General features: G+C 62.6%; 22 protein-coding genes and 1 pseudogene. 14 read left to right on the forward strand and 9 right to left on the reverse strand.

Translation table 11 applies throughout. The features are described 5' to 3' along the window. Position 1: 1 nt before the first annotated feature. The 8 genes and pseudogenes from ACQKPZ_RS18390 to ACQKPZ_RS18425 all read left to right on the forward strand — a co-directional run bounded on the left by ACQKPZ_RS18390 (position 2) and on the right by ACQKPZ_RS18425 (position 5,738). Complete coding sequence (locus tag ACQKPZ_RS18390; RefSeq protein WP_201199712.1) at positions 2-1,021, forward strand: ABC transporter permease; 1,020 nt, start codon at positions 2-4, stop codon at positions 1,019-1,021. Position 1,022: 1 nt separating this feature from the next. Further along, complete coding sequence (locus tag ACQKPZ_RS18395) at positions 1,023-2,633, forward strand: ABC transporter ATP-binding protein (RefSeq protein ID WP_427540805.1); 1,611 nt, start codon at positions 1,023-1,025, stop codon at positions 2,631-2,633. A gap of 436 nt (positions 2,634-3,069) precedes the next feature. Further along, entirely contained in the window at positions 3,070-3,312 is a 243-nt protein-coding gene (locus ACQKPZ_RS18400) for a hypothetical protein (protein ID WP_427540808.1), read from the forward strand. A gap of 156 nt (positions 3,313-3,468) precedes the next feature. Beyond that, entirely contained in the window at positions 3,469-3,732 is a 264-nt protein-coding gene (locus tag ACQKPZ_RS18405) for a DUF3077 domain-containing protein (RefSeq protein ID WP_427540811.1), read from the forward strand. Between the two features lie 162 nt (positions 3,733-3,894). Then, positions 3,895-4,362, forward strand: a complete 468-nt coding sequence (locus ACQKPZ_RS18410) for a helix-turn-helix domain-containing protein (protein ID WP_201199717.1) — start codon at positions 3,895-3,897, stop codon at positions 4,360-4,362. Further along, positions 4,359-4,505 (forward strand): annotated as a pseudogene (locus ACQKPZ_RS18415) (PIN domain-containing protein); the annotation flags it as partial. The gene ACQKPZ_RS18410 and the pseudogene ACQKPZ_RS18415, both read left to right, overlap by 4 nt. A gap of 92 nt (positions 4,506-4,597) precedes the next feature. After that, positions 4,598-5,155: a transcriptional regulator gene (locus tag ACQKPZ_RS18420; RefSeq protein WP_427540814.1), complete on the forward strand. Its 558-nt coding sequence runs from the start codon at positions 4,598-4,600 to the stop codon at positions 5,153-5,155. A gap of 16 nt (positions 5,156-5,171) precedes the next feature. Further along, positions 5,172-5,738 carry an HD domain-containing protein gene (locus ACQKPZ_RS18425; RefSeq protein ID WP_427540817.1) on the forward strand — a complete coding sequence of 189 codons (567 nt, stop codon included), beginning with the start codon at positions 5,172-5,174 and terminating at the stop codon, positions 5,736-5,738. An 89-nt stretch (positions 5,739-5,827) separates the two neighbouring features. Here the strand turns inward: ACQKPZ_RS18425 and ACQKPZ_RS18430 are convergent, their stop codons facing one another. Next, positions 5,828-6,271 (reverse strand): hypothetical protein, encoded by a 444-nt coding sequence (locus ACQKPZ_RS18430; protein ID WP_427540916.1) that lies wholly within the window; start codon positions 6,269-6,271, stop codon positions 5,828-5,830. 83 nt (positions 6,272-6,354) lie between these two features. Here ACQKPZ_RS18430 and ACQKPZ_RS18435 point away from each other — a divergent pair, with 83 nt between their 5' ends. From ACQKPZ_RS18435 to ACQKPZ_RS18445, 3 genes are all read left to right on the forward strand, one after another. Further along, the gene (locus ACQKPZ_RS18435; protein ID WP_427540820.1) at positions 6,355-6,714 is read left to right on the forward strand and encodes a MerR family transcriptional regulator; all 360 of its coding nucleotides are present in this window, start codon (positions 6,355-6,357) and stop codon (positions 6,712-6,714) included. Between the two features lie 172 nt (positions 6,715-6,886). Then, positions 6,887-9,817 (forward strand): aminotransferase, encoded by a 2,931-nt coding sequence (locus tag ACQKPZ_RS18440; RefSeq protein ID WP_427540823.1) that lies wholly within the window; start codon positions 6,887-6,889, stop codon positions 9,815-9,817. Between the two features lie 74 nt (positions 9,818-9,891). After that, entirely contained in the window at positions 9,892-10,797 is a 906-nt protein-coding gene (locus ACQKPZ_RS18445) for a LysR family transcriptional regulator (RefSeq protein ID WP_427540826.1), read from the forward strand. Between the two features lie 31 nt (positions 10,798-10,828). On the opposite strand, the gene ACQKPZ_RS18450 is transcribed toward ACQKPZ_RS18445, so the two are convergent. The 8 genes from ACQKPZ_RS18450 to kdpF all read right to left on the reverse strand — a co-directional run bounded on the left by ACQKPZ_RS18450 (position 10,829) and on the right by kdpF (position 20,508). Further along, the gene (locus tag ACQKPZ_RS18450) at positions 10,829-11,344 is read right to left on the reverse strand and encodes a hypothetical protein (RefSeq protein WP_427540829.1); all 516 of its coding nucleotides are present in this window, start codon (positions 11,342-11,344) and stop codon (positions 10,829-10,831) included. 9 nt (positions 11,345-11,353) lie between these two features. Continuing rightward, complete coding sequence (locus tag ACQKPZ_RS18455; protein WP_427540832.1) at positions 11,354-12,568, reverse strand: helix-turn-helix domain-containing protein; 1,215 nt, start codon at positions 12,566-12,568, stop codon at positions 11,354-11,356. Continuing rightward, positions 12,565-13,254, reverse strand: coding sequence for a response regulator (locus ACQKPZ_RS18460; protein ID WP_427540835.1), 690 nt, complete (start codon positions 13,252-13,254; stop codon positions 12,565-12,567). The genes ACQKPZ_RS18455 and ACQKPZ_RS18460 overlap by 4 nt, the downstream gene beginning before the upstream one ends. Beyond that, positions 13,251-15,911: a DUF4118 domain-containing protein gene (locus ACQKPZ_RS18465; RefSeq protein ID WP_427540838.1), complete on the reverse strand. Its 2,661-nt coding sequence runs from the start codon at positions 15,909-15,911 to the stop codon at positions 13,251-13,253. Before ACQKPZ_RS18465 ends, ACQKPZ_RS18460 begins: the two co-directional genes overlap by 4 nt. A gap of 177 nt (positions 15,912-16,088) precedes the next feature. Beyond that, positions 16,089-16,640 carry a potassium-transporting ATPase subunit KdpC gene (gene kdpC / locus ACQKPZ_RS18470; RefSeq protein ID WP_427540841.1) on the reverse strand — a complete coding sequence of 184 codons (552 nt, stop codon included), beginning with the start codon at positions 16,638-16,640 and terminating at the stop codon, positions 16,089-16,091. A gap of 10 nt (positions 16,641-16,650) precedes the next feature. After that, on the reverse strand, positions 16,651-18,705 hold the full coding sequence (gene kdpB / locus ACQKPZ_RS18475) for a potassium-transporting ATPase subunit KdpB (RefSeq protein WP_427540844.1): 2,055 nt from the start codon (positions 18,703-18,705) through the stop codon (positions 16,651-16,653). Positions 18,706-18,714: 9 nt separating this feature from the next. Further along, positions 18,715-20,409, reverse strand: coding sequence for a potassium-transporting ATPase subunit KdpA (kdpA, locus tag ACQKPZ_RS18480; protein ID WP_427540847.1), 1,695 nt, complete (start codon positions 20,407-20,409; stop codon positions 18,715-18,717). Positions 20,410-20,418: 9 nt separating this feature from the next. Continuing rightward, positions 20,419-20,508: a K(+)-transporting ATPase subunit F gene (gene kdpF / locus ACQKPZ_RS18485; protein WP_003251485.1), complete on the reverse strand. Its 90-nt coding sequence runs from the start codon at positions 20,506-20,508 to the stop codon at positions 20,419-20,421. Positions 20,509-20,824: 316 nt separating this feature from the next. On the opposite strand from kdpF, the gene ACQKPZ_RS18490 reads away from it, so the two are divergent. The 3 genes from ACQKPZ_RS18490 (at position 20,825) to ACQKPZ_RS18500 (ending at position 24,859) form a co-directional block, all read left to right on the forward strand. Beyond that, positions 20,825-21,322, forward strand: coding sequence for an RNA polymerase sigma factor (locus ACQKPZ_RS18490; protein ID WP_403201658.1), 498 nt, complete (start codon positions 20,825-20,827; stop codon positions 21,320-21,322). A 54-nt stretch (positions 21,323-21,376) separates the two neighbouring features. Further along, positions 21,377-22,348, forward strand: coding sequence for a FecR family protein (locus tag ACQKPZ_RS18495; protein ID WP_427540850.1), 972 nt, complete (start codon positions 21,377-21,379; stop codon positions 22,346-22,348). A 96-nt stretch (positions 22,349-22,444) separates the two neighbouring features. Continuing rightward, positions 22,445-24,859: a TonB-dependent siderophore receptor gene (locus tag ACQKPZ_RS18500; RefSeq protein ID WP_427540853.1), complete on the forward strand. Its 2,415-nt coding sequence runs from the start codon at positions 22,445-22,447 to the stop codon at positions 24,857-24,859. The last annotated feature ends 107 nt before the right edge of the window (positions 24,860-24,966 follow it).

The raw sequence follows: 24,966 nt of genomic DNA on the forward strand, positions 1-24,966 counted from the left end.
CATGGCCTTGTCCCCCCTCAACCGCCGGCGCTTCGAGCGCTTCAAGGCCAACCGCCGTGGCTGGTGGTCGCTGTGGCTGTTCCTGATCCTGTTCGGCCTGAGCCTGGGTGCCGAGCTGATCGCCAACGACAAGCCGATTGCCGTGCGTTACGACGGCGAATGGTACTTCCCCGCGTTCAAGCGCTACCCCGAAACCACCTTCGGCGGTGAATTCCCGCTGGAAGCCAACTACAAGAGCCCGTACATCCGCGAACTGCTGGCAAAGAAAGACAGCTTCGTGCTGTGGGCGCCCATCCCCTTCAGCTACCAGAGCATCAACTACGACCTGCGCGTGCCCGCGCCGGCGCCGCCCTCGGCGGACAACTGGCTGGGCACCGACGACCAAGGGCGCGACGTACTGGCGCGGGTGATCTACGGCTTCCGCATTTCGGTGCTGTTTGCCCTCACGCTGACTGTGGCCAGCTCCATCGTCGGCGTTATCGCTGGCGCGTTGCAGGGCTTTTACGGCGGCTGGGTCGACCTGGCCGGGCAACGCTTTCTGGAGATCTGGTCCGGCCTGCCGGTGCTGTACCTGTTGATCATCCTCGCCAGTTTCGTGCAGCCCAACTTCTGGTGGTTGCTGGGTATCATGCTGCTGTTCTCGTGGATGAGCCTGGTGGACGTGGTACGCGCCGAATTCCTGCGCGGGCGCAACCTGGAATACGTGCGCGCCGCCCGCGCCTTGGGCATGCGCAACGGCGCGATCATGTACCGGCACATCCTGCCCAACGCCATGATCTCGACCATGACCTTCATGCCGTTCATTCTCACCGGCGCCATCGGCACCCTCACCGCCCTGGACTTCCTCGGCTTCGGCCTCCCCGCCGGTTCGCCGTCGCTGGGCGAGCTGGTGGCCCAGGGCAAGTCCAACCTGCAGGCCCCGTGGCTGGGCATCAGCGCCTTTGCCGTGCTGGCGCTGATGCTGAGCCTGCTGGTGTTCATCGGCGAATCCGCCCGCGATGCCTTCGACCCGAGGAAGTGACATGAGTGAACAGAACCTGATCGAAGTGCGGGACCTGGCTGTGGAATTCGTGACCGGGGACCAGGTGAACCGGGTGGTGGACGGTATCAGCTTTGACATCCGCAAGGGTGAAACGCTGGCGCTGGTGGGTGAAAGTGGCTCGGGCAAGTCGGTCACCGCGCACTCGATCCTGCGCCTGCTGCCCTACCCCCTGGCCCGCCACCCCAGCGGCAGCATCCGCTACGAAGGCAAAGACCTGCTGCAACAGAACGAGAAGACCCTGCAGCGCATTCGCGGCAACCGCATCGCGATGATCTTCCAGGAGCCGATGACCTCGCTCAACCCGCTGCACTGCATCGAAAAGCAAATCAACGAAATCCTGTTGCTGCACAAGGGCCTGACCGGCAAGGAAGCAACTGCGCGAACCCTGGAGCTGCTGGAGCTGGTCGGCATACCCGAACCGCAAAAGCGTTTGAAGGCCCTGCCCCACGAGCTGTCGGGCGGGCAACGCCAGCGGGTGATGATTGCCATGGCGCTGGCCAACGAGCCTGATTTGCTGATTGCCGACGAACCGACCACGGCGCTGGACGTGACCGTACAGTTGAAGATCCTCGACCTGCTCAAGGAACTGCAAGCGCGCCTGGGCATGGCGCTGTTGCTGATCAGCCATGACCTGAACCTGGTGCGCCGCATCGCCCACCGCGTATGCGTGATGCAGCGTGGGAAGATCGTGGAGCAGGCCGAATGCGCCACGTTGTTCAGCGCCCCACAGCACCACTACACGCAGATGCTGATCAATGCCGAGCCCAGCGGGCTGCCGGCGCATAACCCGGTGGGCGCGCCGCTGCTTGAGGTGGATGACCTCAAGGTGTGGTTCCCGATCAAGAAGGGGCTGCTGCGGCGCACCGTTGACCATGTGAAGGCGGTGGACGGGGTCAACTTCAGCCTGCCGCAGGGGCAAACGCTGGGCATTGTTGGCGAGTCCGGGTCGGGCAAGTCGACGCTCGGCTTGGCCATCTTGCGGTTGATTTCCAGCCAGGGCGGCATCCACTTCCACGGGCAGAACCTGCAAGGGCTGAACCAGAAGGCCGTGCGGCCGCTACGGCGGGAAATGCAGGTGGTGTTCCAGGACCCGTTCGGCAGCCTGAGCCCGCGCATGTGCGTGGCAGACATTGTGGGTGAAGGGTTGCGCATTCACGGTATTGGTACCGCGCAAGAGCAGGAAGCGGCGATTGTTGCGGCATTGGAAGAAGTGGGGCTGGACCCGCGTACGCGGCATCGCTATCCCCATGAGTTCTCGGGTGGACAGCGCCAGCGCATCGCGATTGCACGGGCGCTGGTGTTGAAGCCTGCGCTGATTCTGCTGGATGAGCCTACGTCCGCGCTGGACCGTACGGTGCAACGGCAGGTGGTGGAATTGCTGCGGAATTTGCAGCAGAAGTACAACCTGACGTACCTGTTCATCAGCCATGACCTTGCGGTGGTGAAGGCGTTGAGTCACCAGTTGATGGTGATCAAGCATGGGCATGTGGTGGAGCAAGGGGATGCGCAGGCGATCTTCCATGCGCCGCAGCATCCGTATACGCGGCAATTGCTGGAGGCGGCGTTTTTGGAGGTGGATGCCGTTAGCTAGCTTTTTGGGGCTGCTGCGCAGCCCATCGCCGGCAAGCCAGCTCCCACCTCGACCGCGCAGTCTTCAAGACTTGCGCTATCCCTGTGGGAGCTGGCTTGCCGGCGATGGGCCGCAAAGCGGCCCGCTTCTGGAGGAGTAAAATCAGATTTACCCCCTTCCTTGTAGTCCATTTCCCAAACATACTCTTGCCGCGTATTTTCCGTTGCGGCTGCTCTGGCAGGGCTCTAGTCTCGGTTGGTCGCTGAAGATCAGCGATACAGCTTTGACAGGCTGTGACGGTAAATCGTATGCGGCTCGCCATTATGGCGGCTGTACGTGCGGGCACGCTTGCGTGCGCCGGAACTTTACGATTTCCGCCGGTCTGTCAACCCACGTACAGCTGCCACCCAACTGTTTGACAGCAGGTCGGAGGCAGCACCGATAACGGAAAATCGTGATGTTGAAAATCGTTCCAGATCCACCCCACAACCCCCATTCCCTCGAAGACACCCTGATCCAGGCCACCGACTACGCGCTATGCGCAGCCACCGTGGTGCATCATGCCTTGCTGCTGCAACCCAAATCACCGGCCTCGATCCTGATGATGACCTCAATGCATGAACTTGAGGCGCTGCGGGCTTTGCTTGAGTCGGCGTTGGTTCAGGTGCAGATGCCTGCGGAGCCTCGGACTTCGCACTGAGGCTTGATTGATGTGTTGCCTAGGCCGGCCTCTTCGCGGGCGCGCCCGCTCCAACAGGATCACCACAGTGTTCAAGACTTGCACGGTACCTGTGGGAGCGGGCTTGCCCGCGAAAGGGCCAGCCCAGGCAGTCGAGAATTTTCAGGGGATACAACAATGACCACAGAAGACACCCACTTCACCGTCGGCAAAGCCACCTTCTGCCAAGGCGAAAACGGCACCCACCCACTGTTCCGCATCGAACCCGGCATCCCGTGCAGAGACGCCCGCGAGCAATCTTCGGAGCTGATGGGCTACGTCCGCGAACTGACCATCACCGGCCTGATGGACGAAAAACCGATGATGATCTGGGCCGCCCACTACTTGAGCGCAATGGCCAAGGCGCTGATGGATGACGCCGAACTGGGCATGATGCGCTGAGCATGTGGTTGCCCGGGATCAACGGGTAGCCACTCTCCGGGCAACCTACACCCATGCGGTTGTTTCGTTTATTGCGATTTTCGAATATTTCGAATATAACTCGAACCTGGGCTGCTGCATCGTCGCCGCCGCCTCACAATCGATATCGCACTGGAGATACCCATGACCACCGCCGACCTCTCTCGCAAGGTGCTTCCTGATGAGAAAGAAATTGCCGTGGCTGTCGAGTCCAGCCGCACGCTAGCGGCTTTCCTTTCGACAAAATCAGATACCCAAAGGATTGAGCTGCTGAATGAAGAGAATCAGCGCCGGGTCGTTGAAGTACCCACATTCGCACTGCGCCTGTTTGGCGAAATTCTCAGCGAGCTGGCCCTGGGGAACTCGGTCAAAGTCGTTCCGATCCACGCTGAGCTGACTACCCAGGAGGCGGCCGACCTGCTCAACGTCTCTCGCCCGCACTTGGTGAAGCTGCTCGACGAAGCGGTGATTCCACATACCAAAACGGGTCGTCATCGTCGGGTCAAGTTCTCTGACCTGGTTGCCTACAAGGACAAACGTGACGAGGGGAGCCGTGCTGCGATGGATGCGCTGGCAGCCCAAGCCCAGGAATTAAAGATGGGGTATGAATGAAGCACTCGCCCTTCACGGCCATATACGACGCAAACGTACTTTACCCTGCCCCACTGCGTGATTTCCTGATGAACCTCGCGCTGACAGGTATCTACCGGGCACGTTGGTCGACGAACATCCATGATGAGTGGAAGCGCAATCTCCAAATTTGAGCGCACCAACCCGGCAGACGTGTATGAACATCTCCCCTTCACTTGCTAACACCCCCATCGGCCCGATGCTTAAGCAGTGGCGCATGCTGAACCGGGTAAAACAATTGCACGCAGCGCAGATGTTCGGCGTTTGCCAATCGACCATTTCCCGCTGGGAGTCAGGCATACAGGACGCCGAACCCGAGCAACGGGCGCGTATCGAAGCCTTGCTCAAAGCCCGGCTCAGCAGCGCAGCGGACCAGGCCCTGGCGCGCCTGGTTTCGGGCAGCGCGCAGCCGGTGCACCTGGTCTGCGACCTCACCCACCGCCTTCTGGCATGCTCGGCGCCTCGAGAAGCCGAGTTCCACGTTCCGCTCAGCGAACTGTTGGGCGTTTCGCTGTGGCCGTTCGCAACAGAGGAAATCGCCAGCCAGGAACAGCGCCTGGCCGAGTTGGGCTGGCGAAATAACCTGACCGCCCCGGCCCTGGAGTTCGCCACTGGCACGAACGGCTCTGCGCAGGTGCCCATCCAGCACAGCCTGTGCCGCTGGACACGGCTCACCCTGTCGGATGGCTCGACTGCCCGGCTGGTGGAAACCCTCGCGCATATTCAATGCGTGGACGCCGGCAGGCAGCGAGCCGAATATCTACCTCTGCAATAGCCAGAGGCCACCCGCCGTGCCAGATCAAAACCTTCATGGAAAACTCGAATTCCTGCGCCAGGCCGAAAAGCTCAAGAGCGTAACCCGCAGTGCCCACACCTCCACAGGCCGGCGTGAAAGTACCGCCGAGCACAGTTGGCGGCTGGCGTTGCTGGCACTGGTGTTTGAAGAAGACCTGGGTGATGTCGATATCTGCAAGGTGCTGAAGCTTTGCCTTGTCCATGACCTTGGGGAGGCGTTGAGTGGCGATGTTCCCGCACCTGACGCGCAAGCGGCGCCAAACAAGAGCATGAGTGAACGGCAAGACCTCATAGCCATGACCTCGATGCTCGAACCCTCGATGCAGGACAACATCGTTGCCCTGTTCGACGAATATGAAGCAGCCACTTCGCCCGAAGCCAAGGTGGTCAAGGCACTCGACAAGATCGAAACCATCCTGCAGCACATCCAGGGCGAAAACCCGCCTGGCTTCGACTACGCATTCAACCTGGACTATGGCCGCCGCTATACCGATGCCATTCCATTCCTGGCCTCCTTGCGGCACACACTCGACAAGGAAACACGCAAACGCATGACAGGCTGACGCGGTCGCTGTGGGAGCGGCCTTGTGTCGCGAAAGGGCCGCAAAGCGGCCCCAGCAATTCATGCAATGAAGCTGATACCAGGGGGCCGCTACGCGCCCCTTTCGCGACACAAGGCCGCTCCCACAGGGCTAGCGTGTGCCCGTGATACCGGTGCCAACTGTGCAATCGCCCACAGCACCTCCAGCACCAGCACACCCCAGATCAACGCTGAAGCCCCATTGAGCAGCGCATAAACCTGCCACGTTGAAAACAGTACCCTCCCCGCCGCATCGTAACGACCAAACCGCTGCTCCGGATGGCGTATCCGCAGCCACGCCCACACGCACACGATAGACCCCATCAGGTTGGCCATCATCATGTGCATCGGTTCAAACACTGGTATCCCACCCGCCAGCCCAAGCTTGCCATGCAACCCGCTCAACCACCCATGCATCAGGGCAAAACTCCACGGCGTCGCAAAGCCGATGGTAACGACCAGGTCGTAGATGCCGCTGGCGCGCACCAGCTTGCGATACTTCGTGTTACTCCACATGTTCACTGCCCTCCCAATCAACGAAGGCAGCAGGCTAAACCGTGGAGTATGCTCCAAGGTCAAGCCCGAACAAGGATAAAACCGTGCGTATAGGTGAGCTCGCCCAGGTGTGTGGCATCAGCCGTGACACCCTGCGTTTCTATGAAGAGCGAGGGCTGATTCGGGCCCGCAGGTTGGCCAACGGCTACCGCGACTACCCGGATGAAACCGCGCAGTTGGTGATGTTCATCCGCACAGCACAGCGCCTGGGCTTCAGCCTGAACGAAATTGGCAGCAACGTGGAGCAACTGTGGCAGTCCGCCGAGCCGGACCGCGCAATCGAGGCATTGCTGCGTGACAAGCTGGCACTGGTCGAGCAGCGGCTTGAGGAATTGCAGGCATTGCGGGCTACGTTGGTGCAACGGTTGACGCTGGCTTGCCCGCTCCGCCCAGGGCTGGAATGAAAGCTTGCAGCGGTTTTATCCAGTTTTATCAATGGCCAATAATTATTGGCTGCCAATAATTTGCATAATTCGGTACCACTATCAGAATTACTGACAACAATCGTCTTTCATCATCAGCCAGATCGGGCATAAATTCTCCCCCGTCCACTCCCAGCAGCAACGGTAGAGCCTCATGCCCAGCCCACAGCACCCGTCCGCGTCCCCTGCCCTGACCACGCTGATCAGCCGTTCCGGCCTGCCCAGCCCCTCACTCAGCGAAGCGCAGGCACGTGCTGTTTTGCAGGCGCACTATGGCCTTGACGGTGACCTGACGGCGCTGGGCAGCCAGCAGGACCTGAACTTGCGCGTGGACGCAGCACAAGGCCGCTATGTGCTCAAGGCCTGCCACGGCAGCTATGCCCAGCTTGAGCTGGAAGCACAACACGCCGCACTGGCCTACCTGCGCGAACAGGGCTTGCCGGTACCCGCCGTGCGCCACGCCGGCAACGGCGAAGGCTTGCTGGCACTGGACATCGACGGTCAACCCCTGCGCCTGCGCCTGCTCGACTACATCGAAGGCCAACCGTTGACCCGCCTCAAACACCTGGAACCACGCCTGATCGCTGAACTGGGCGGGCTCTGTGCGAAGCTGGACAGGGCGCTGGTCGACTTCGACCACCCCGGCCTTGTGCGCACCCTGCAATGGGACCCGCAACATGCCCAGGCGCTGATCGACCACCTGCTCCCGGTGCTGCACGACAGCGGGCAACGCGCCCGTATCGAACACGCCACTCGCCAGGCCTGCGCACGCCTGATGCCGCTGGCGGACCAACTGCCGATCCAGCCCGTGCACCTGGACATCACCGACGACAACACCGTCTGGGCTCGGGATGCCCAACGCCAGTGGCGACTGCAAGGTGTGATCGACTTCGGCGACCTGCTGCGTACCTGGCGCATTGCCGACCTGTCAGTGACCTGCGCAGCCTTGCTGCACCACGCCGAGGGCAACCCGCTGCGCATCCTGCCGGCGATCAGCGCCTACCAGGTGCTCAACCCACTGACCGAGGCCGAACTACGCGCCCTGTGGCCACTGGTGATCAACCGTGCTGCGGTACTGGTGTTGAGCAGCGCGCAGCAACTGGCCGTGGACCCCGGCAACCAGTACACCCGCGACAACGTGGCCCACGAATGGGAAATCTTCGACACCGCCACCGCCGTGCCTTTCGCGCTGATGGAGGCCGCCATCCTGCAAGCGGCAGGCTTGCAACTGGACGCTCCAGACTTGAACCCCTGCTCCCCCCTGCTCCCCGAGCTGGCCGGGCAAGCTGTAACACGGGTGGACCTGGGTGTACTCAGCATCCATTGCGAAGCGGGCAATTGGGAGCAACCCGGTTTTGACCAGCGCCTGCTGACCTCGCAAACGGCCCCGGCCTGCACCCTGCACGGGCAGTATCGCCTGTCGCAAACCCATATCGACCGGCCCGAAGAGCCCGCCACCTGCGCCTTGGGCGTTGAGCTGCATGTGCCCAACGGCAGCCTGGTGCAAGCGCCAGAAGCCGGCACCTGGCAGCGCCATGGCGACGGCCGCGGTTGCCTGCGAACCGCGCACTGGGCCTTGTGGCTGCAGGGCCTGGAAGATGCCCCTGCCGATGGGCAGCCCGTGGCAAAGGGCCAGTCACTGGGCAGTAGCTGCGGTTTCCTCAGCGTACAGCTGTGCCTGGACCTCAGCATCCAGCCACCTTTCTTCGCCACCCCGTCCCAAGCCGATGCCTGGCTGGCCCTGTGCCCGTCGCCAGCCGCGCTGCTGGGCCTTGACTGCGATGCCGACCCGCTGCCCGACCCACAAGCCCTGCTGGCCCGCCGCGACGCCAGCTTTGCCCGCTCGCAGAAGCACTACTACGCGCAGCCACCGCACATCGAACGCGGCTGGCGCAACTACCTGATCGACATGCAGGGCCGCTCGTACCTGGACATGCTCAACAACGTCGCAGTGCTGGGCCACGGCCACCCGCGCATGGTCGCCGAGTCGGCACGCCAGTGGTCGCTGCTGAACACCAACTCGCGCTTCCACTACGCGGCCATCACCGAGTTCTCCGAGCGCCTGATCGATCTGGCACCTGAAGGGTTCGACCGGGTGTTCATGGTCAACAGCGGCACCGAAGCCAACGACCTGGCCATTCGCCTGGCCTGGGCCTACAGCGGCGGGCGCGACCTGCTGAGCGTGCTGGAGGCCTACCACGGCTGGTCGGTGGCCACCGACGCCATCTCCACGTCCATCGCTGACAACCCGCAAGCCCTGGAAACCCGCCCGGACTGGGTGCACCCGGTCGAGGCGCCGAACACCTTCCGCGGCCGATTCCGCGGTGCCGACAGCGCGCCTGACTACCTGCGTGACGTCGATGCCAAGCTGGCCGACCTCGATGCCCGTGGCCGCCAACTCGCGGGCATCATCTGCGAGCCGGTGTACGGCAACGCTGGCGGCATTTCGTTGCCAGCGGGCTACCTGCGCGATGCTTACGCCAAGGTCCGCGCCCGTGGTGGCGTGTGCATCGCCGACGAGGTGCAGGTGGGTTATGGCCGCTTGGGCGAGTACTTCTGGGGCTTCGAAGAGCAAGGCGTGGTGCCCGACATCATCACCATGGCCAAGGGCATGGGCAATGGCCAACCACTGGGCGTGGTCATCACCCGCCGCGAAATTGCCGAAGCGCTGGAGGCTGAGGGTTATTTCTTCTCATCGGCCGGTGGCAGCCCGGTCAGTTGCCGCATCGGCATGGCGGTACTGGACGTGATGCAGGAAGAAGGCCTGTGGGACAACGCCCGCGACACCGGGCGCTACTTCAAGGCACGCCTGCAAGCACTGGTCGACAAGCATCCGCTGGCTGGCGCGGCACACGGGTCGGGCTTCTACCTGGGGCTGGAACTGGTGCGCGACCGCGAAACCCTGGAGCCGGCCACAGAGGAAACCATGGCCCTGTGCGACCGCCTGCGTGAGCTGGGTATCTTCATGCAACCCACCGGCGACTACCTGAACATCCTCAAGATCAAGCCGCCAATGTGCACCACCCGGGCGAGCGTGGACTATTTTGTCGACAGCATTGACCGGGTGCTGGGCGAAGGGCTGTAGGGGATTGTGGCGCAGGCCGTTGGGTGTTCATACTTTTCGGCCTCGATGTTCCCTTGTTATCAGGTTTTCTGACAATGGCCTTTTCCAGCGACTCCCTGGCAATCTTCCTCGCCGTGCTTGATGCCGGATCGTTCTCGGCCGCTGCACGCAAGCTGGGCCGTGTACCCTCGGCGGTGAGCATGGCAGTTGCCCAGCTGGAAGCAGAACTGGACCTGGTGCTGTTCGACCGGGCCACACGCAAGGCCTTGCCCACCAGCGCCGCACTGGCCTTGGAACCGCAGGCCAGGCAGGTGATCTGCCAGCTCAACCTGCTGGACGCGCAGGCCCTGCAACTGCACAAAGGCCTGGAAAAGCGCCTGACCATCGCCATGGCGCCCGAACTGCAAACCGGCCGCTGGAGCCAGCCGCTGGAAATCCTCGCCCAAGAGTTCCCCAGCCTGGAAATCGAAGTGCGTTCGGCCACGCAGACCGAAGCTGTGCGCCTGTTGCATGAAGGCAGCGTGCAACTGGCGCTGGTGTTCGAGCGGCCCGGCATCGACGAGCGTGAGTCATTCCTCGAAGCCGGCAGCCAGTTGCTGGTGGCCGTTGCCTCCCCCCGCCACCCTGCCGGGCAGAACAGCGGCACGCCATTGCCTGAAGAGGCCTTTGCCGAACAGCGGCAGATCATCGTGGCCTCGGGCAAGGCCACCGGGTCTGACCCGCGCATGGTGCTGTCGCGGCGCATCTGGCTGACCGACAGCTACCTGGCCACGCTGGACCTGGTGCAGTCCGGCCTGGGTTGGGCCTACCTGCCGCAGCCACTGGTGGAGCCGCTGATTGCCTCGGGGGCACTGGCCGAGGTGCGCTTCGACAACATGGCCAACCGCCTGCGGTTGTGGGTGGACATCATCTGGATCAAGTCGCGGCCGCTTGGCCTGGGGGCAAGGCGCTACCTTGAAGTCATGCGTCAGCTGTTCGAGAAGGAGCCTGCCAGAGCCTGAGACACACTTACCAACCCAAGCGCTTAACGTTTTATAGCACTCCCATTTTGAGCTGAGTTCTTAAAGCACTCAACCAGCTCTCGCTAAAGTGGCTTTGCAACAGGTGTAATTGCCGAGCAGAGATACCCGCATTTTTTGCCAGGTCCTGAAGAGAACGAACCTTATCTACCAAATTGAGCACATAAGTAGCACGTACCGCTGCACGGTCTGTAGTTGAGATGGCAGTAACAACAGCCTCAGATGGGTTCGCGTGCAACCACGCCATCATGTGCAGCTCACCATCATCGAGCGCTGGTAGGTCCTCACGTTCAAATGCCAGATTAATCAGCATCAGCTCGTCAACAGGATGTATCCTCGACAGCCCTTGCTTCAACAGGTCACTCGCGATCGCTACGCGCCCAGGTGCCAGCGGGTCACCGGCAAGACACTCTTCAACACACCGTTCCACCGTCTCGATTTCGAAATGGTTGCATAGTGCAGCCCAGCAATTAAGACGAAATGCTTCAATAATGATGCATGTATCAACTAGCACTCGCTGCTTTGCCATTGTCCATGCCTAAATAGAAAACTGAGGGCTTTTCTGATATTCACCAAGCAAAGCCACCAAGTCATCTAACGTCATGGAAAGCGCTTTGGCTGCTTTTCGAGCAGAAACATGCCCGCGAGCGATACCATCATGTAAAAGCGATACGAAGCTCTCACACAGCAACCGTGGCGGATCTACTACCACTGAGGATGTTCTTGGGCACCGCAAAGCTTCGCAGGTAGACTCATCAATCATTTTCAGGTTCAGAAGCCTGAAAGCCAAAGCCGCCGTCGACACTTGGAGTCTATCCGCCACGTCCACTAAGTGTTCGATATCATTGAAGCGGGCTGGCTCTATAAGCTGAACAAGGCTTGATCTCGGCATAAGTACAGCCGCAGCAAAGTTATCCGCAAGCGTTTCGATCCGCCGATTACGCCGTGGCTTGTCCTCAGGGTCTTCGCGATGTTCTGGCGTCAATTTATCCCACGTCAATGCATGAAACAGTTCATGAGCAATGTCAAAGTGACGCCGAGCAAGCGACTCACGTCGATTAATAACAATCACACCCAAATCCGGCAGACGGCACATGGCGCCAGAAACGCCTTCCGGTTTCGAATTTGTTTCGGCATCGATGAACAGAATCGGAAGCTCGAGCTTACTTTCAAGACGTTGCGCAAGATTTTGTGAAGGAATAAGGCCGAGATCTAACTCTTTCGCCAGCGACTCCCCCCAGTCCCATGCATCCTCAAACCTTGGTCTTTCCGGCATTCGCAAAACCTGGGTCAACGCGGGTGAAGGTCCTTCCAGAGAAATTTTCAAGAAGCGAAAGAGGCCAACGACTTTTCCTATACGTGATTCAAAATCGTCCAGAATATCGTCAGACACAGACGAGGCTACCCGCCAAGAAAATGAGGCTTCGCCAGCGACTACGAACGGGTCTATGAACCACTCGACAGATTTGTCGAGTACTTGGCTGACGCGAAGCAACTCGGGGGGTTGCACTCGCCGATCTCCCTTCTCGATACTCGATAGCGTCTGACGGTCTGCAAACCCCAGCGACGAAGAAAGCTGCTCTTGAGTCCAGCCGCGGGATTCCCTGGCTGCGCGGATCCTATGACCGATACGGGCGGCACTAGGATTAAGATCGTGTGATTTCATTGCTGCATCGTAATCTTGCAAATTAATAAATGCAAGATCGATTACACGCCAGCAGTACGAGTGGCAAGCATTGCAGTAGTCATTCACGGCGTCACGAGACGATACCCCACTCCCGGTTCAGTGATAATAAAGCGAGGCGCGGTGGGGTCATCACCCAGCTTCTGGCGCAGGTGCCCGACCACAATTCGCAAGTAATGGGTGTCTTCCACATGGGTCGGCCCCCAGATGTCCTTGAGCAACTGCTGTTGGGTAATCACCCGCCCCGAGTGCCCGGCCAACATCGCCAGTAACGCGTATTCCTTGCGCGTCAACGCCACCTCGACGCCCTCCAGCGTCACCCGGCGAAAGGCAAAGTCCACGGTCAGCGGCCCGAAGCTGGCCGCCACCTCCGAACCACCGGCCTGTGGCACCTGGCGCAGCAAGGCCCGCACCCTCGCCAGAAACTCCTGAATGCCAAACGGCTTGGTCACGTAGTCGTTCGCCCCGCTATCCAGCGCATCCACCTTCTGCACTTCACTGGCGCGAACCGACAGCACCATCACAGGCACCGCGCTCCACTCGCGCAGCTCCCGCAGCACCTGCTGGCCGTCCATGTCCGGCAGGCCCAGGTCGAGCACCACCAAGTCCGGCTTACCCAGTGCCGCCTGGGCCAGCCCCTCTTCGCCGGTAGCGGCTTCGATCACCTTGTAGCCCTGCGAGGCCAGGCTGATGCGCAGGAACTTGCGGATCTGCGGTTCATCATCGATGACCAACAGGGTGGCGGACTGGCTCATGGGGTTTCGGTTTCGCTTTCGGCTTCAGGTTGAGGGGGCAGCGGCAAGCATAGAGTGATGCCGGTGCCCTGGCCATCAATGCCTTCACCTACCAGGATCTGCCCGCCATGGGCGCCGATCATACCCTGGCAGATGGCCAGGCCCAGGCCAGTGCCCTGCCCGCCACGGTCACCACGGGCGGCGGTGTAGAACATGTCGAAGATCTTCTCGCGGTCGGCCACCGGAATGCCAGGGCCTTGGTCAAGGACGGCAAGACGCAACTGCATGTCCTGCACTGACACGTGCAGCTCAAGCCGGCCATTTGCCGGCGAGAAGCGTGCGGCGTTTTCCAGCACATTGACCAGCGCCTGTTCGATAAGCGCTGCATGCACGAACAGCAGCGGCAGCTCGACCGGCACATCAGTGTGCACGCGCAACGGGGCGAGTACTACGCGCAGGCGGTTGAGCGCGCTGCCGACGATGTCGCCCGGCGCCACCCAGTCGCGGGCCAGCTTGAGGCCGCCGTGGCCCAGGCGGGTCATGTCCAGCAGGTTCTGGATGTAGCGGTCGAGGCGCTCGGCCTCGTTGCGGGTGCCTTCCAACAGCTCGCGGCGGTCTTCCGGGGGGATGGCGTCGCCCAACGCCAGCAAGCTGTCGATACTGCCACGCATGGCGGTCAACGGGGTGCGCAGGTCGTGGGAAACGGACGCCAGCAAGGCACTGCGCAACTGCTCGGTTTCGCCATGCAGGCGTGCGGCCTCCAGTTGCTCGGCCAGGCGGGCGCGGGCCAAGGCCTGTGCCAGCGGCTGGCCAAGGGCGGTGAGCAGGCGCCGGCGCGGGTCGCTTAGCGGCTGACCGGAACGCGGGCGAACACCGAGCAGCGCCAGGGGTTGTTCGTCTACCGCCAGCGGCCACCACCACCAGCGGCCATTGGGTAGGGTGTCACTGCCATGACCGGCGGCCTGGCCATGCTGCCAGGCCCATTGCGCGGCGGCGCGTTCGTTGTCGCTAAAGGCGTGGGCTTCACCACTGGCCACGTGCAGCTGGCCTTCGGCGTTGCGCTCCAGCAGGCACACCTGCATATCCTGCCAGCCATCCAGATGCTGGCCGGCGGCATTGAAGACGGCCTGGCGGTCGGTGGCCACCGTCAGCCGGCGTGACAGGTCGAGCAACTGGCTGGTTTGTGCCTGGGTCTCGCGCAGCGCCTGCAACTGCCGGCGCTGGCGGGCGGCCAGGTTACCGGTGAGCGCGGCCATCAGCAGGAAAAACACCAACGTCAGCACGTCTTCTTCGCGCTGGATGCTGAACGAGAAATTGGGCGGGATGAACAGGAAATCGTAGGTGAGGAAAGACAACGCAGCACAGGCCAGCGCTGGCCCCAGGCTGCTGCGTACCGCCACCAGCAACACCGCAGCCAGGAACACCAGCGAGATGTTGGGCAATGCCAACACACTCGACACCGCCGAGGACAGCCCCGCCGCCATGACGGTGGCCAGCAGCGCCAGCAGGTAATGCCGCCATACCCATACCCGCCGCACCGCCGAACGCGGCGCTTGCGGCTGCACATCGCGGTCCAGCACGTTGATTTCCAGGCCATGGCTTTCACGCAACAGGCGCGCGGCCACACCGGCACCGAACAAGCGCCGACGCAGGCGGTCGCGGGATTGCCCCACCAACACCAGGCTGGCCCGCCGTTCGGCGGCATGCTGAATCAAGGTGCGCGCCACTTCGCCGGCACGCAGCAGCACCACTTCCCCACCCAGGCGCTCGGCCAGTTGCTGCGCAGCCTGCAAACGATGGCGTGCGGTTTCGTCACGCAGGCGGCCGTTGTCCACATGCACCAGGCTCCAGGGCAGGTGGCGGCGCTGGGCTACGCGGCTGGCATGACGCACCAGGCGCTCGGCCTGGTCGTCGCCATCAACGCCAACCAGCAACCGGCCACGCAAGGCCGGGGCCTCCTGGCCGCGCTGGCGATAGCCGTGGGCCAGGTCGGCATCCACCTGGGCGGCGGCGGTCTGCATGGCCAGCTCGCGCAGGGCGGTCAGGTTGGTTTGTGAGAAGTACGCGTCGATTGCGGCCCGCGCCTGCTCTGGCACATACACCTTGCCTTCGCGCAGCCGTTCGAGCAGCTCACGCGGCGGCAGGTCGATCAGCACCAGTTCGAAGGCTTCCTGCAATACCCAGTCCGGCAGGGTTTCGCGCACCAGCACGCCGGTAATGTCGCGGACCTTGTCGTTGAGGCTTTCCAGGTGCTGGACGTTGACCGTGGTGTAGACGTCGATGCCCGCAGCCAGCAGCTCCTGTACGTCCTGCCAGCGCTTGGCATGGCGGCTGCCGGGGGCATTGGTATGGGCCAGTTCGTCGACCAGGGCCAAGGCCGGTGCTGCCTTGAGCAGGCCGTCGAGGTCCATTTCTTCGAGCGTGACGCCACGGTACTGGCTACGCAGCAGGGGCTGCTGCTGAAGGCCGCCGAGCAACGCTTCGGTTTCGGCGCGGCCGTGGGTTTCGACTACCCCGGCCAGCACCTGCACGCCCTGGCGTTGCTGCGCGTGGGCGGCCTGGAGCATGGCGAAGGTCTTGCCGACGCCGGGGGCGGCGCCGAGGAACACTTTCAACCGGCCTCGGCCTGTGCGTGGGAGGGTGGCCAACAGCGCATCTGCGCGGGCGGAGTCACTCATGTTTCATCCTTTAGCAAGAAGGCTTGCCAAGCGCGCCCTTGTAGGAGCGGCCTTGTGTCGCGAAAGGGCTGCAAAGCAGCCCCAGCAATTTGTGCATTCCTGCTGAGATTTTGGGGCTGCTTAGCAGCCCTTTCGCGACACAAGGCCGCTCCTACAGGGGATCGTGGGCTGCTGAAATCAGTGGTTCAACTGCTCAAGCGCCTGGTTCAACGCCAGCACATTGACCACTGGCGGACCAATCAATGGGTGGAGGGTGGCCTCTTCCAGCAAGGCTTGCAAGCGCTCTACCGGCAGTTGCCGCGCCGCCGCCACCCGCGGGATCTGGTAGGCCACAGCTTCGGGTGGAAGCTGCGGGTCAAGGCCGCTGCCCGAGGTCGTCAGCAACGCCTGCGGCACCGGCCCCAGCTGCGCCTGGTAAAGCGCAGCCGCATCACCCTTGACCCGCTCCGCCAGCGCCGGGTTGCTCGGCGACAGGTTGCTGGCACTGCTGGCCACGGTGGCGTAGGCGCCGGCCGAAAGCCGTGAATGGAACCAGCCATCACCTTTGAATTCCTGCGCGATCAGTGCCGAACCCCGCACCTGGCCCTGGTCATCGCGCACCAGGCTGCCATTGGCCTGCTCGGGGAACGCGACCTGGGCAATGCCCGTCACCGCCAGCGGATACAACACGCCGGTCACCAGCGTCATCAACAGGGCCAGGCTCAACGCCGGGCGTACATAAGCATTCATGGCGGCCTCCTCAGACCAGGTTCAGGGCGTTGAGCAGCAGGTCGATCAGCTTGATCCCGGCAAACGGCACCACGATGCCGCCCAGCCCGTAGATCAGCAGGTTGCGCCGCAACAGGTGCGCCGCGCTGGCCGCCTGCACCCGCACGCCACGCAGTGCCAGCGGGATCAGCACGATGATGATCAGTGCGTTGAACACAATGGCCGACAGGATCGCGCTCTGCGGGCTGGCCAGGTGCATCAGGTTGAGCACGCCCAGCTGCGGGTAGATCGCGGCAAACAGCGCCGGCAGGATGGCGAAATACTTGGCCACATCGTTGGCGATAGAGAACGTGGTCAACGCGCCGCGGGTGACCAGCAGCTCCTTGCCGACCTGTACCACGTCCAGCAACTTGGTCGGGTCGCTGTCCAGGTCGACCATGTTGGCCGCCTCGCGTGCAGCCTGGGTACCGTCGTTCATGGCCATGCCCACGTCCGCCTGGGCGAGGGCCGGAGCGTCGTTGGCGCCGTCGCCACACATGGCCACCAGGCGCCCGTCGTTCTGCTCCTGGCGAATACGCGCCAGTTTCTTCTCGGGCGTGGCCTCGGCCAGCACATCATCCACCCCCGCTTCGGCTGCGATGGCGGCGGCGGTCAAGGGGTTGTCACCGGTTACCATCACCGTGCGGATGCCCAATTTGCGCAACTCGGCAAAGCGCTCACGGATGCCAGGCTTGACCACATCCTTGAGGTGGATCACGCCAAGCAGGCGCTTGTCGGTGCACACCAGCAGAGGCGTGCCACCACTCTGGGCAATGCGCTCCACTTCGCGGGCCAGCGCCGGGGGCATTTCCAGGCGCTGCATGCCGACGAATGCCAGCACCGCATCGACGGCCCCCTTGCGATAGCGGTGCTGCTGGAAGTCGATGCCCGACAACCGTGTCTCGGCGCTGAAGGCCACGGCTTGGAACTGCCCGGCAGCGGGCTCGATAAAGTCGTGCAGCTGGCGCAGGTACTCGACAATCGACTTGCCTTCGGCGGTGTCATCCGCCAGCGAGGCCAGCAAGGCGCCCTCCCCCAGTTCCCTGGCGGTAATGCCCGGTGCCGCATGCAACGCACTGCAACGGCGGTTGCCAAAGGTGATGGTGCCGGTCTTGTCGAGCATCAGCGTATGCACGTCACCCGCGGCTTCAACCGCCCGACCTGAACGAGCGATCACATTCAACCGCACCAGCCGGTCCATCCCGGCAATACCGATGGCCGACAGCAGGCCGCCGATGGTGGTGGGGATCAGCGTCACCAGCAATGCAGCCAGGAAGATCAGCGGCAGGCTGCCACCGACGAAGTGGGCGAACGGCTGCAAGGTCACCACCACGATCAGGAAGATCAGGGTCAGGCCGATCAGCAGGATGTCGAGGGCGATCTCGTTCGGGGTCTTCTGCCGCTTGGCACCCTCGACCAGGGCGATCATACGGTCGAGGGTGGACTCACCCGGGTTGCTGGTGATGCGGATCAACAACCAGTCGGAGACCAGCCGCGTATTGCCGGTTACGGCTGAGCGGTCGCCACCGGACTCACGGATCACGGGCGCAGATTCACCGGTAATAGCGGCTTCGTTAACGGCCGCGATACCTTCCAGTACCTCGCCGTCACCGGGGATCATCTCGCCAGCTACCACACGCACCACGTCATCCTTGCGCAACGCACTGGCCGCAACCGTCTCGTAGCTGCCATCACGCTTGCGGCGCTGGGCAGTCAGGCCCTGGCTGCCAGCCTTCAGGCTATCCGCGCGCGCTTTCCCGCGGCCCTCGGCCAAGGCTTCGGCGAAGTTGGCAAACAGTACGGTAAACCACAGCCACAGGGCGATCTGCACGGCAACCCCGGTGCTTACGCCACTGCCGGGGGAGAAGCACAGCACCGTGGTCAGCACCGCAGTCAGGGCCACCACCAGCATCACCGGCGAGCGCTTGAGCTGGCGCGGGTCAAGTTTCACGAACGCCTGCACCAGCGCCGGGCGCCATAGCGCGGCGAAGCGGGTCTGGTCCTTGGCGGTATGCCGCGCTTTTACTTCAGGAATGGGCATGTTCATGGTCAGTCCTCAGAAACCCAGGCTCAAGTGTTCAGCGATTGGCCCCAAGGCCAGGGTCGGCAGGAAGGTCAGGCCACCCACCAGCAGGATGGTCACCAGTAGCAGGCCGGTGAACAGCGGGCCGTGGGTGGGGAAGCTGTTCTGCCCCTGCGGCGCGCTTTTCTTCGCGGCCAGGCTGCCGGCCAAGGCCAGGATTGGCAGGATGTAGCCAAAGCGGCCGATGAGCATCGCCAGGCCGATCATCACGTTGTGGAACACCGTGTTGGCGCCAAACCCGGCAAACGCCGAGCCGTTGTTGGCAGTGCCCGAGGTGTAGGCGTACAGCAACTGGCTGAAGCCATGCGCCCCCGGGTTGCTGACCGCACTCGCCGGGCCTGGCAGGCTGGCGGCGATGGCGCCAAGCACCAATACGCCGACCGGCATCACCAGCAGGGTCGCCACCAGCAACTGCACCTCGCGGGCTTGCAACTTCTTGCCCAGGTATTCCGGGGTGCGGCCGATCATCAACCCGGCCAGGAACACCGCAATCAGCACGAACAGCAGCATGCCGTAGAGGCCGGCACCGACACCGCCAAAGATCACTTCGCCCACCATCATGTTGACCATCGCCACCATGCCGGTCAGCGGGTTAAGGCTGTCGTGCATGGCGTTGACCGAACCATTCGAGGCCGCGGTTGTGGTCACTGTCCACAGCACCGAACCGGTAGTGCCGAAGCGGCTTTCCTTGCCCTCCATGGGGGCGGCCTGCTGCACCTGGGTGCTTTCGAGCGTCGGGTTGGGCTGGTACTCCGACCACAACGCAGTGCTGCCCCCCACCAGGAACAGGGCGAGCATGCAGGCGAGAATGGCGCGGCTCTGGCGCAGGTCCTTCACGTAGTGGCCGAAGGTGAACACCAGCGCCACCGGAATGAGGATGATCGACGCCACCTCGAACAGGTTGCTCCAGGCCGTGGGGTTTTCAAACGGGTGCGCCGAGTTGACGCCGAAGAAGCCACCACCGTTGGTGCCCAGTTGCTTGATGGCGATCTGGCTGGCGGCCGGGCCCAGCGGGATGGTCTGGTCAGCGCCTTGCAAGGTCAGCGCATGGGCATAGTCGGCAAAGGTCTGCGGCACGCCCTGCCACACCAGCAACAGCGCCAGCAGCACGCATAACGGCAACAAGCCGTAGAGCGTGGCACGGGTCATGTCGACCCAGAAGTTACCCAGCGTCGTTGCACTGCGCCGGGCAATGCCGCGGCACAACGCGACCAGCACGGCCAGGCCGGTGGCAGCGCTGACAAAGTTCTGCACGGTCAGGCCGAGCATCTGGCTGAAGTAGCTGACCGACGCTTCACCGCTGTAGGCCTGCCAGTTGGTGTTGGTCACGAAGCTGACCGCGGTGTTGAACGCCAGCGACCACTCCTGGCCTGGCAAGTGCTGCGGGTTGAGCGGCAGGTAGCCCTGCAACAGCAGCACGGCGAACAGCAACAGGAACCCGGCCAGGTTGAAGGCCAGCAAGGCCAGCGTGTATTGCCGCCAGTTCTGCTCCTGGCTGACGTTCACGCCCGCCAGCCGGTAGCAGGCCAGCTCGACCGGGCCCAACACAGGCGACAGCCAGGTGCGCTGGCCTTCCATGACCTTGAAGTAGAACCGCCCAAGCCAAGGTGCCGGTAGCAGCACGATGGCGAAGAACGCCAGAAGCAAGGCGAAATCGTAACTGTGCATGGCCGCTCCCTAGCTGCGATCGGCGCGCAGCAGCGCCACCAGCAGATAAAACGCCAAGGCCACTGCCAGCAGCAGTGACAGCCCGTCGAGCATGTTCATGAGTGGTTCTCCCCGTGGTGCGGCTTGGGCCGCTTTGGGGAAATTGTCCGAGGGAGGGGCGTAAAGGGGCGAGATCAAGGGGTGGGGGTGGGTATAAAGAATGCGTAAAAGTCAGGGTTTGAGGTTTTCTGTACTGGCCTCTTCGCGGGCACGCCCGCTCCCACAGGTACAGCACAGTATTCAATGCCGGTGCTGTACTTGTGGGAGCGGGCGTGCCCGCGAAGAGGCCAGTACAGGAAAAACAACCGCATCAATCAAAACAATTCTCATTTGTGGTATTTTGCCGCCCTCGCTCGCTCGTCCGCCAAGGTGGCCCATGTCCGGTTCAGATCTGAAGGCACTCTATCTCGCCCATCGCGAAGAGATTCAGGAGTACCTGGACCGTCGCCTGCGCTGCAAGGAAACCGCCGCCGACCTGACCCAGGACGCATTCATCCGCCTTTCCGAGCAGATGGGCCGCAGCCGTATCGAGAACTTCCGCGCTTATCTGTTCTCCAGCGCACGCAACCTGTTCATCGACCACACCCGCCGTCAGCAGCACCGCAAGAGCGAGCCACTGGATTCGCCCGAGGCCAGCGCTGTAGCGCAGCCAAGCGCAAACCTGGAACAGGCCGCCATCGCCAACCAGCAACTGGCTGCCTTGAACACCGTGATCCAGAACATGCCCGAACCCTGCCGCGAAGTGTTCCTGATGGTGCGGGTCGAAGGCATGACCTATGTCGACATCGGCGCGCGCCTGGGTATTTCCCCCAAGACCGCCTACAGCCGCATGGTCAAGGCCCTGGAACTGTTGAAACAAGGCATGTCCCAGTGACCGCCGGCCTGCCACAATGCACCACTCCTGCGCTGCCTGTGAAACGTTGAACCGATGAATCGCGAACCGCCATTTACCGACCCTGCCACGCCTGCCGATGACATCGATCATCAGGCCAGCGCGTGGTTCGCGTTGTTTCATGGTGCCACCCCCACTGCGGAGCAGCGCGAGGCCTGGGCGGCGTGGATGGCGGCGGATGCGCGCCATGCCCAAGCCTACGCCGAACTGGAGAACCTGTGGGCAGCGTCGGCGTTGCTGATACCGCCCGCCGCAGTTGCAACGCCGGCTCCCGCGCGGCTGTCACGCCGCCGATTCGTCGGCATGGGCCTGGCCGCCAGCGCCGCAGCAGCCAGCGCAAGTGCCGGGCTTTTCTGGCTCAAAGGCATGGACACCCCCTTCGCCGACCTGAGCACGGCGGTGGGTGAGCGCCGGATCGCCCGCCTGCCAGATGGCTCGACCGTGGAGATGGCCGGGCACACAGCGATGAACCTGGATTTCTCGCCAACCCGCCGTGTTGTCGAGTTACTGCAGGGGCAGGCGTTTTTCATGGTGCGCCCCAGTAGTGCCGGCCCGTTCGCCGTTGTCAGCCGGGCGGGTGAAGTACGCTGTAGCGAAGCCGAGTTCTCCTTATCGTGCCACGCTGATGCCGCGCAGGTAGCAGTGCACCGACATCGCGTTCAGGTGCTGGCAGCCACCCAACAGACCGAGCTTGACGAAGGCCTGGCGCTGCGTTTCAGCCCGCGCGCAACCGGGGACATCCAGCGGGCCGAACTGGAGCAGGTACTGGCCTGGCGCAGCGGGCGCCTGGTGTTCTTCAACGAACCGCTGCAATCAGTGGTCGAGGAACTGCAGCGCTGGCGTGAAGGGCGCATTTTCATCATGGACAAGCAACTGGCGGCCCGGCGGGTGAGCCTGATCCTCAACCTGGAACAACCCGAGCAGATGCTCGACGTGCTGTCCCGGGCGCTGGCCGTGCGTACGGCACGCTACACCGAGCTGGTTACCCTGCTCTACCCCGCTGCCTGAAAATAATTCTACGCCCCATCAGGCATTCAAATGCTTCATGCGTCTTAACGGCACTGAGAGTTATTCGCATATCTGCACTTGCATGGGGCACACCGAATGGTAACGCGACACAACCCACACACCTCTTTCCAGCCACGCTGGCAGCGTAGCGTGCTGAGCGCAGCAATGGCCTGTGCCTTGCTGGCCGGCGCGGCACAGGCACAGGCTGCCCCCGGCCAACCGGCCGCAAGCGCGCACAGGCTGTCGCTGAACATCCCGGCCCAGCCCCTGCGCCAGGCCCTGTTGGTATTCAGCCAGCAAACCGGTCAGAACGTACTGCTGGACGGCAACGTCGATGCCACCCTGCGCAGCACGGCAGTGGTCGGCAGTTACTCGGCCGAAGACGGCCTGGCCAGGTTGCTGCAAGGCAGCGGCTTCAATTTTGCCCGCACTGATGCCGCCACCCTGTACCTGTTGCCCAGCGAGACGCAAGGCGCCGACCGTGAGGTAACCCTGGCCCCCACACAGGTGCAATATCAACTGGCCGCCGACAGCCAAAGCCGTAGCTACCAGGCAAGGCCTGCTTCCAGCACCACGCGCCTGGGCCTGAGCAACCGGGAAACCCCGCAGGCAATATCGTCGGTTACCCGCGAACAGCTCGACGACTTCAAGCTCAACAGCGTGAAAGACGCGCTGCGCAACGCCCCCACCGTCACCGTCGAACAATTTGAAACCGACCGTACAGCCTTTACGTCGCGCGGCTTCACCATCGACAACTTCGAGTACGACGGCATGGGCATGCCATTTTCCTCGGGTGTGATGTTGGGCGACCAGGACCTTGCCGAGTTCGAACAGATCGATGTGCTGCACGGCGCCAATGGCCTGATGAGCGGCGCGGGCAACCCGTCGGCAACCGTCAACTTCGTGCGTAAAAGGCCGACCGATACTTTCCAGGCCAGGATCGGCACCAGCATCGGGGCATGGGACAGCCGCCGCGCAGACCTCGATGTCAGCGGCCCGCTGACTAACAGCGGCAACGTACGTGGGCGCTTCATCTATGCCCATGACAAAGGCAACTCGTACCTGGACCGCTACAGCCACGAACTGAATGTCATGGCTGGCCTGCTGGATTTCGACCTGAGCGACGCCGATACCCTGACCGTGGGCTTTTCCGAGCAGAAAAGCGACGCCAACGGCAGCACCTGGGGTGCGCTGCCGATGGCAGATTACCAAGGTAACCCGATCCACTACAGCAGCCGCAGCGCGAGTATCGGCCAGCCCTGGACCTACTGGAATATCCACACGCAACGGGCCTTCGCGGAACTGGCCCATGACTTTGGTGAAGGTTGGCAAGGCAAGGTCACCGTAACCGGGGTCAACCAGCATCAGGATACCCAGATGCTGTATGCCATCCCCTTCACCGCCGATGACGTGTTCGCCTACATCAACCGCACCACCAGCAGCGAACACCAGCTCATTGGTGAAGCGCAGTTGTCGGGCCCGTTCGCCCTGTTCGGGCGTCAGCATGAGCTGACGCTAGGCGCCAACTACGGCCGTAGTCGCCACGATGAACGCGGTTATTACCGCAACAGTTCCGGAAGCGAAATCGTCAGCCTTGCCGATGCACTGGCCGGCGCCGTGGTGAAACCACCGCTGACCTACACCGACGAACTCAACACCCAGCACTTCACCGACCGCCAGAAAAGCCTGTATGCCGGTGCGCGTTTCAGCCTGGCCGATGACCTGCACTGGATTGCCGGCGCCCGTATGCTCAGTGCCGATGGTGAAGGCATGGGTTACGGTTCTGCCCACGACACCCGGGTGCACGGCAAGGTCACGCCCTACACCGGGCTGGTGTATGACCTGAATGGGCAATGGAGCCTGTATGCCAGCTGGACCGAAATCTTCAAGCCACAGTACCTGCGCAGCAGCGCCGGGGGTGTGATCGAGCCGCTGGAAGGCAAAAGCACTGAAGTAGGCATCAAAGGCAGCCTGCTGGAAGATCGCCTGACCGTCAGCGCCGCCCTGTTCAAGACCGAGCAGCAGAATGTGGCGGTGACCACTGGCGAAATCATCAATGGCCAGTACGCCTACCGCGGTGAGGACAACAAGAGCCATGGTGTGGAGCTGGAGGCGTCGGGCGAAGCCATGCCTGGTTTGGACCTGGCCGCTGGCTATACCTATGTGCACATCGAGGATGATGACGGCAACAAGACGCGCCGCTATGTGCCAAGCCACAGCCTGCGTGGCAGTGTCACCTGGCGCCTGCCGAGCCTGCCCCAGGCCCGGATCGGCACGCGCGTTCAATGGCAAAGTGCAACGCAGGCCGATGGCAACAGCCGGGTACGCCAGCAGGCCTATGCGCTGGCCGACCTGATGGGCAGCTACGAATTCGACGAACACTGGAGTGCGTCGTTGAACCTGAACAACGTATTTGACCGCAAGTATCTGCTGTCGCTGTACCAGTCGGCGGGGTCGACCAATTATGGGGCACCGCGCAACCTCACGGCTTCGGTAACCTGGAAATACTGAGCCGGGCTGTGACCTTTCAAGGACCGCGCTGTATGGCACCGGCTGCGCCGGTGTTCGCGGCTGAAGCCGCTCCCACAGGTACTGTGCTGGCTTCGAGTTAACACTAC

Origin of the sequence: Pseudomonas sp. NPDC089547, assembly GCF_050280665.1 — a bacterium.
Classification (GTDB): Bacteria; Pseudomonadota; Gammaproteobacteria; order Pseudomonadales; family Pseudomonadaceae; genus Aquipseudomonas.

Excerpts from the sequence above, each read along its gene's own strand:
- kdpB (WP_427540844.1), bottom strand. The coding sequence starts at position 18,705 with ATGAACATGCCCATTCCTGAAGTAAAAGCGCGGCATACCGCCAAGGAC.
- ACQKPZ_RS18445 (WP_427540826.1), top strand. The coding sequence starts at position 9,892 with ATGGCCTTTTCCAGCGACTCCCTGGCAATCTTCCTCGCCGTGCTTGAT.
- ACQKPZ_RS18400 (WP_427540808.1), top strand. The coding sequence starts at position 3,070 with ATGTTGAAAATCGTTCCAGATCCACCCCACAACCCCCATTCCCTCGAA.
- ACQKPZ_RS18390 (WP_201199712.1), top strand. The coding sequence starts at position 2 with ATGGCCTTGTCCCCCCTCAACCGCCGGCGCTTCGAGCGCTTCAAGGCC.
- ACQKPZ_RS18395 (WP_427540805.1), top strand. The coding sequence starts at position 1,023 with ATGAGTGAACAGAACCTGATCGAAGTGCGGGACCTGGCTGTGGAATTC.
- ACQKPZ_RS18405 (WP_427540811.1), top strand. The coding sequence starts at position 3,469 with ATGACCACAGAAGACACCCACTTCACCGTCGGCAAAGCCACCTTCTGC.
- ACQKPZ_RS18490 (WP_403201658.1), top strand. The coding sequence starts at position 20,825 with ATGTCCGGTTCAGATCTGAAGGCACTCTATCTCGCCCATCGCGAAGAG.
- ACQKPZ_RS18420 (WP_427540814.1), top strand. The coding sequence starts at position 4,598 with ATGCTGAACCGGGTAAAACAATTGCACGCAGCGCAGATGTTCGGCGTT.
- kdpA (WP_427540847.1), bottom strand. The coding sequence starts at position 20,409 with ATGCACAGTTACGATTTCGCCTTGCTTCTGGCGTTCTTCGCCATCGTG.
- kdpC (WP_427540841.1), bottom strand. The coding sequence starts at position 16,640 with ATGAATGCTTATGTACGCCCGGCGTTGAGCCTGGCCCTGTTGATGACG.
- ACQKPZ_RS18450 (WP_427540829.1), bottom strand. The coding sequence starts at position 11,344 with ATGGCAAAGCAGCGAGTGCTAGTTGATACATGCATCATTATTGAAGCA.
- ACQKPZ_RS18440 (WP_427540823.1), top strand. The coding sequence starts at position 6,887 with ATGCCCAGCCCACAGCACCCGTCCGCGTCCCCTGCCCTGACCACGCTG.
- ACQKPZ_RS18410 (WP_201199717.1), top strand. The coding sequence starts at position 3,895 with ATGACCACCGCCGACCTCTCTCGCAAGGTGCTTCCTGATGAGAAAGAA.
- ACQKPZ_RS18495 (WP_427540850.1), top strand. The coding sequence starts at position 21,377 with ATGAATCGCGAACCGCCATTTACCGACCCTGCCACGCCTGCCGATGAC.
- ACQKPZ_RS18430 (WP_427540916.1), bottom strand. The coding sequence starts at position 6,271 with ATGTGGAGTAACACGAAGTATCGCAAGCTGGTGCGCGCCAGCGGCATC.
- kdpF (WP_003251485.1), bottom strand. The coding sequence starts at position 20,508 with ATGAACATGCTCGACGGGCTGTCACTGCTGCTGGCAGTGGCCTTGGCG.
- ACQKPZ_RS18500 (WP_427540853.1), top strand. The coding sequence starts at position 22,445 with ATGGTAACGCGACACAACCCACACACCTCTTTCCAGCCACGCTGGCAG.
- ACQKPZ_RS18465 (WP_427540838.1), bottom strand. The coding sequence starts at position 15,911 with ATGAGTGACTCCGCCCGCGCAGATGCGCTGTTGGCCACCCTCCCACGC.
- ACQKPZ_RS18460 (WP_427540835.1), bottom strand. The coding sequence starts at position 13,254 with ATGAGCCAGTCCGCCACCCTGTTGGTCATCGATGATGAACCGCAGATC.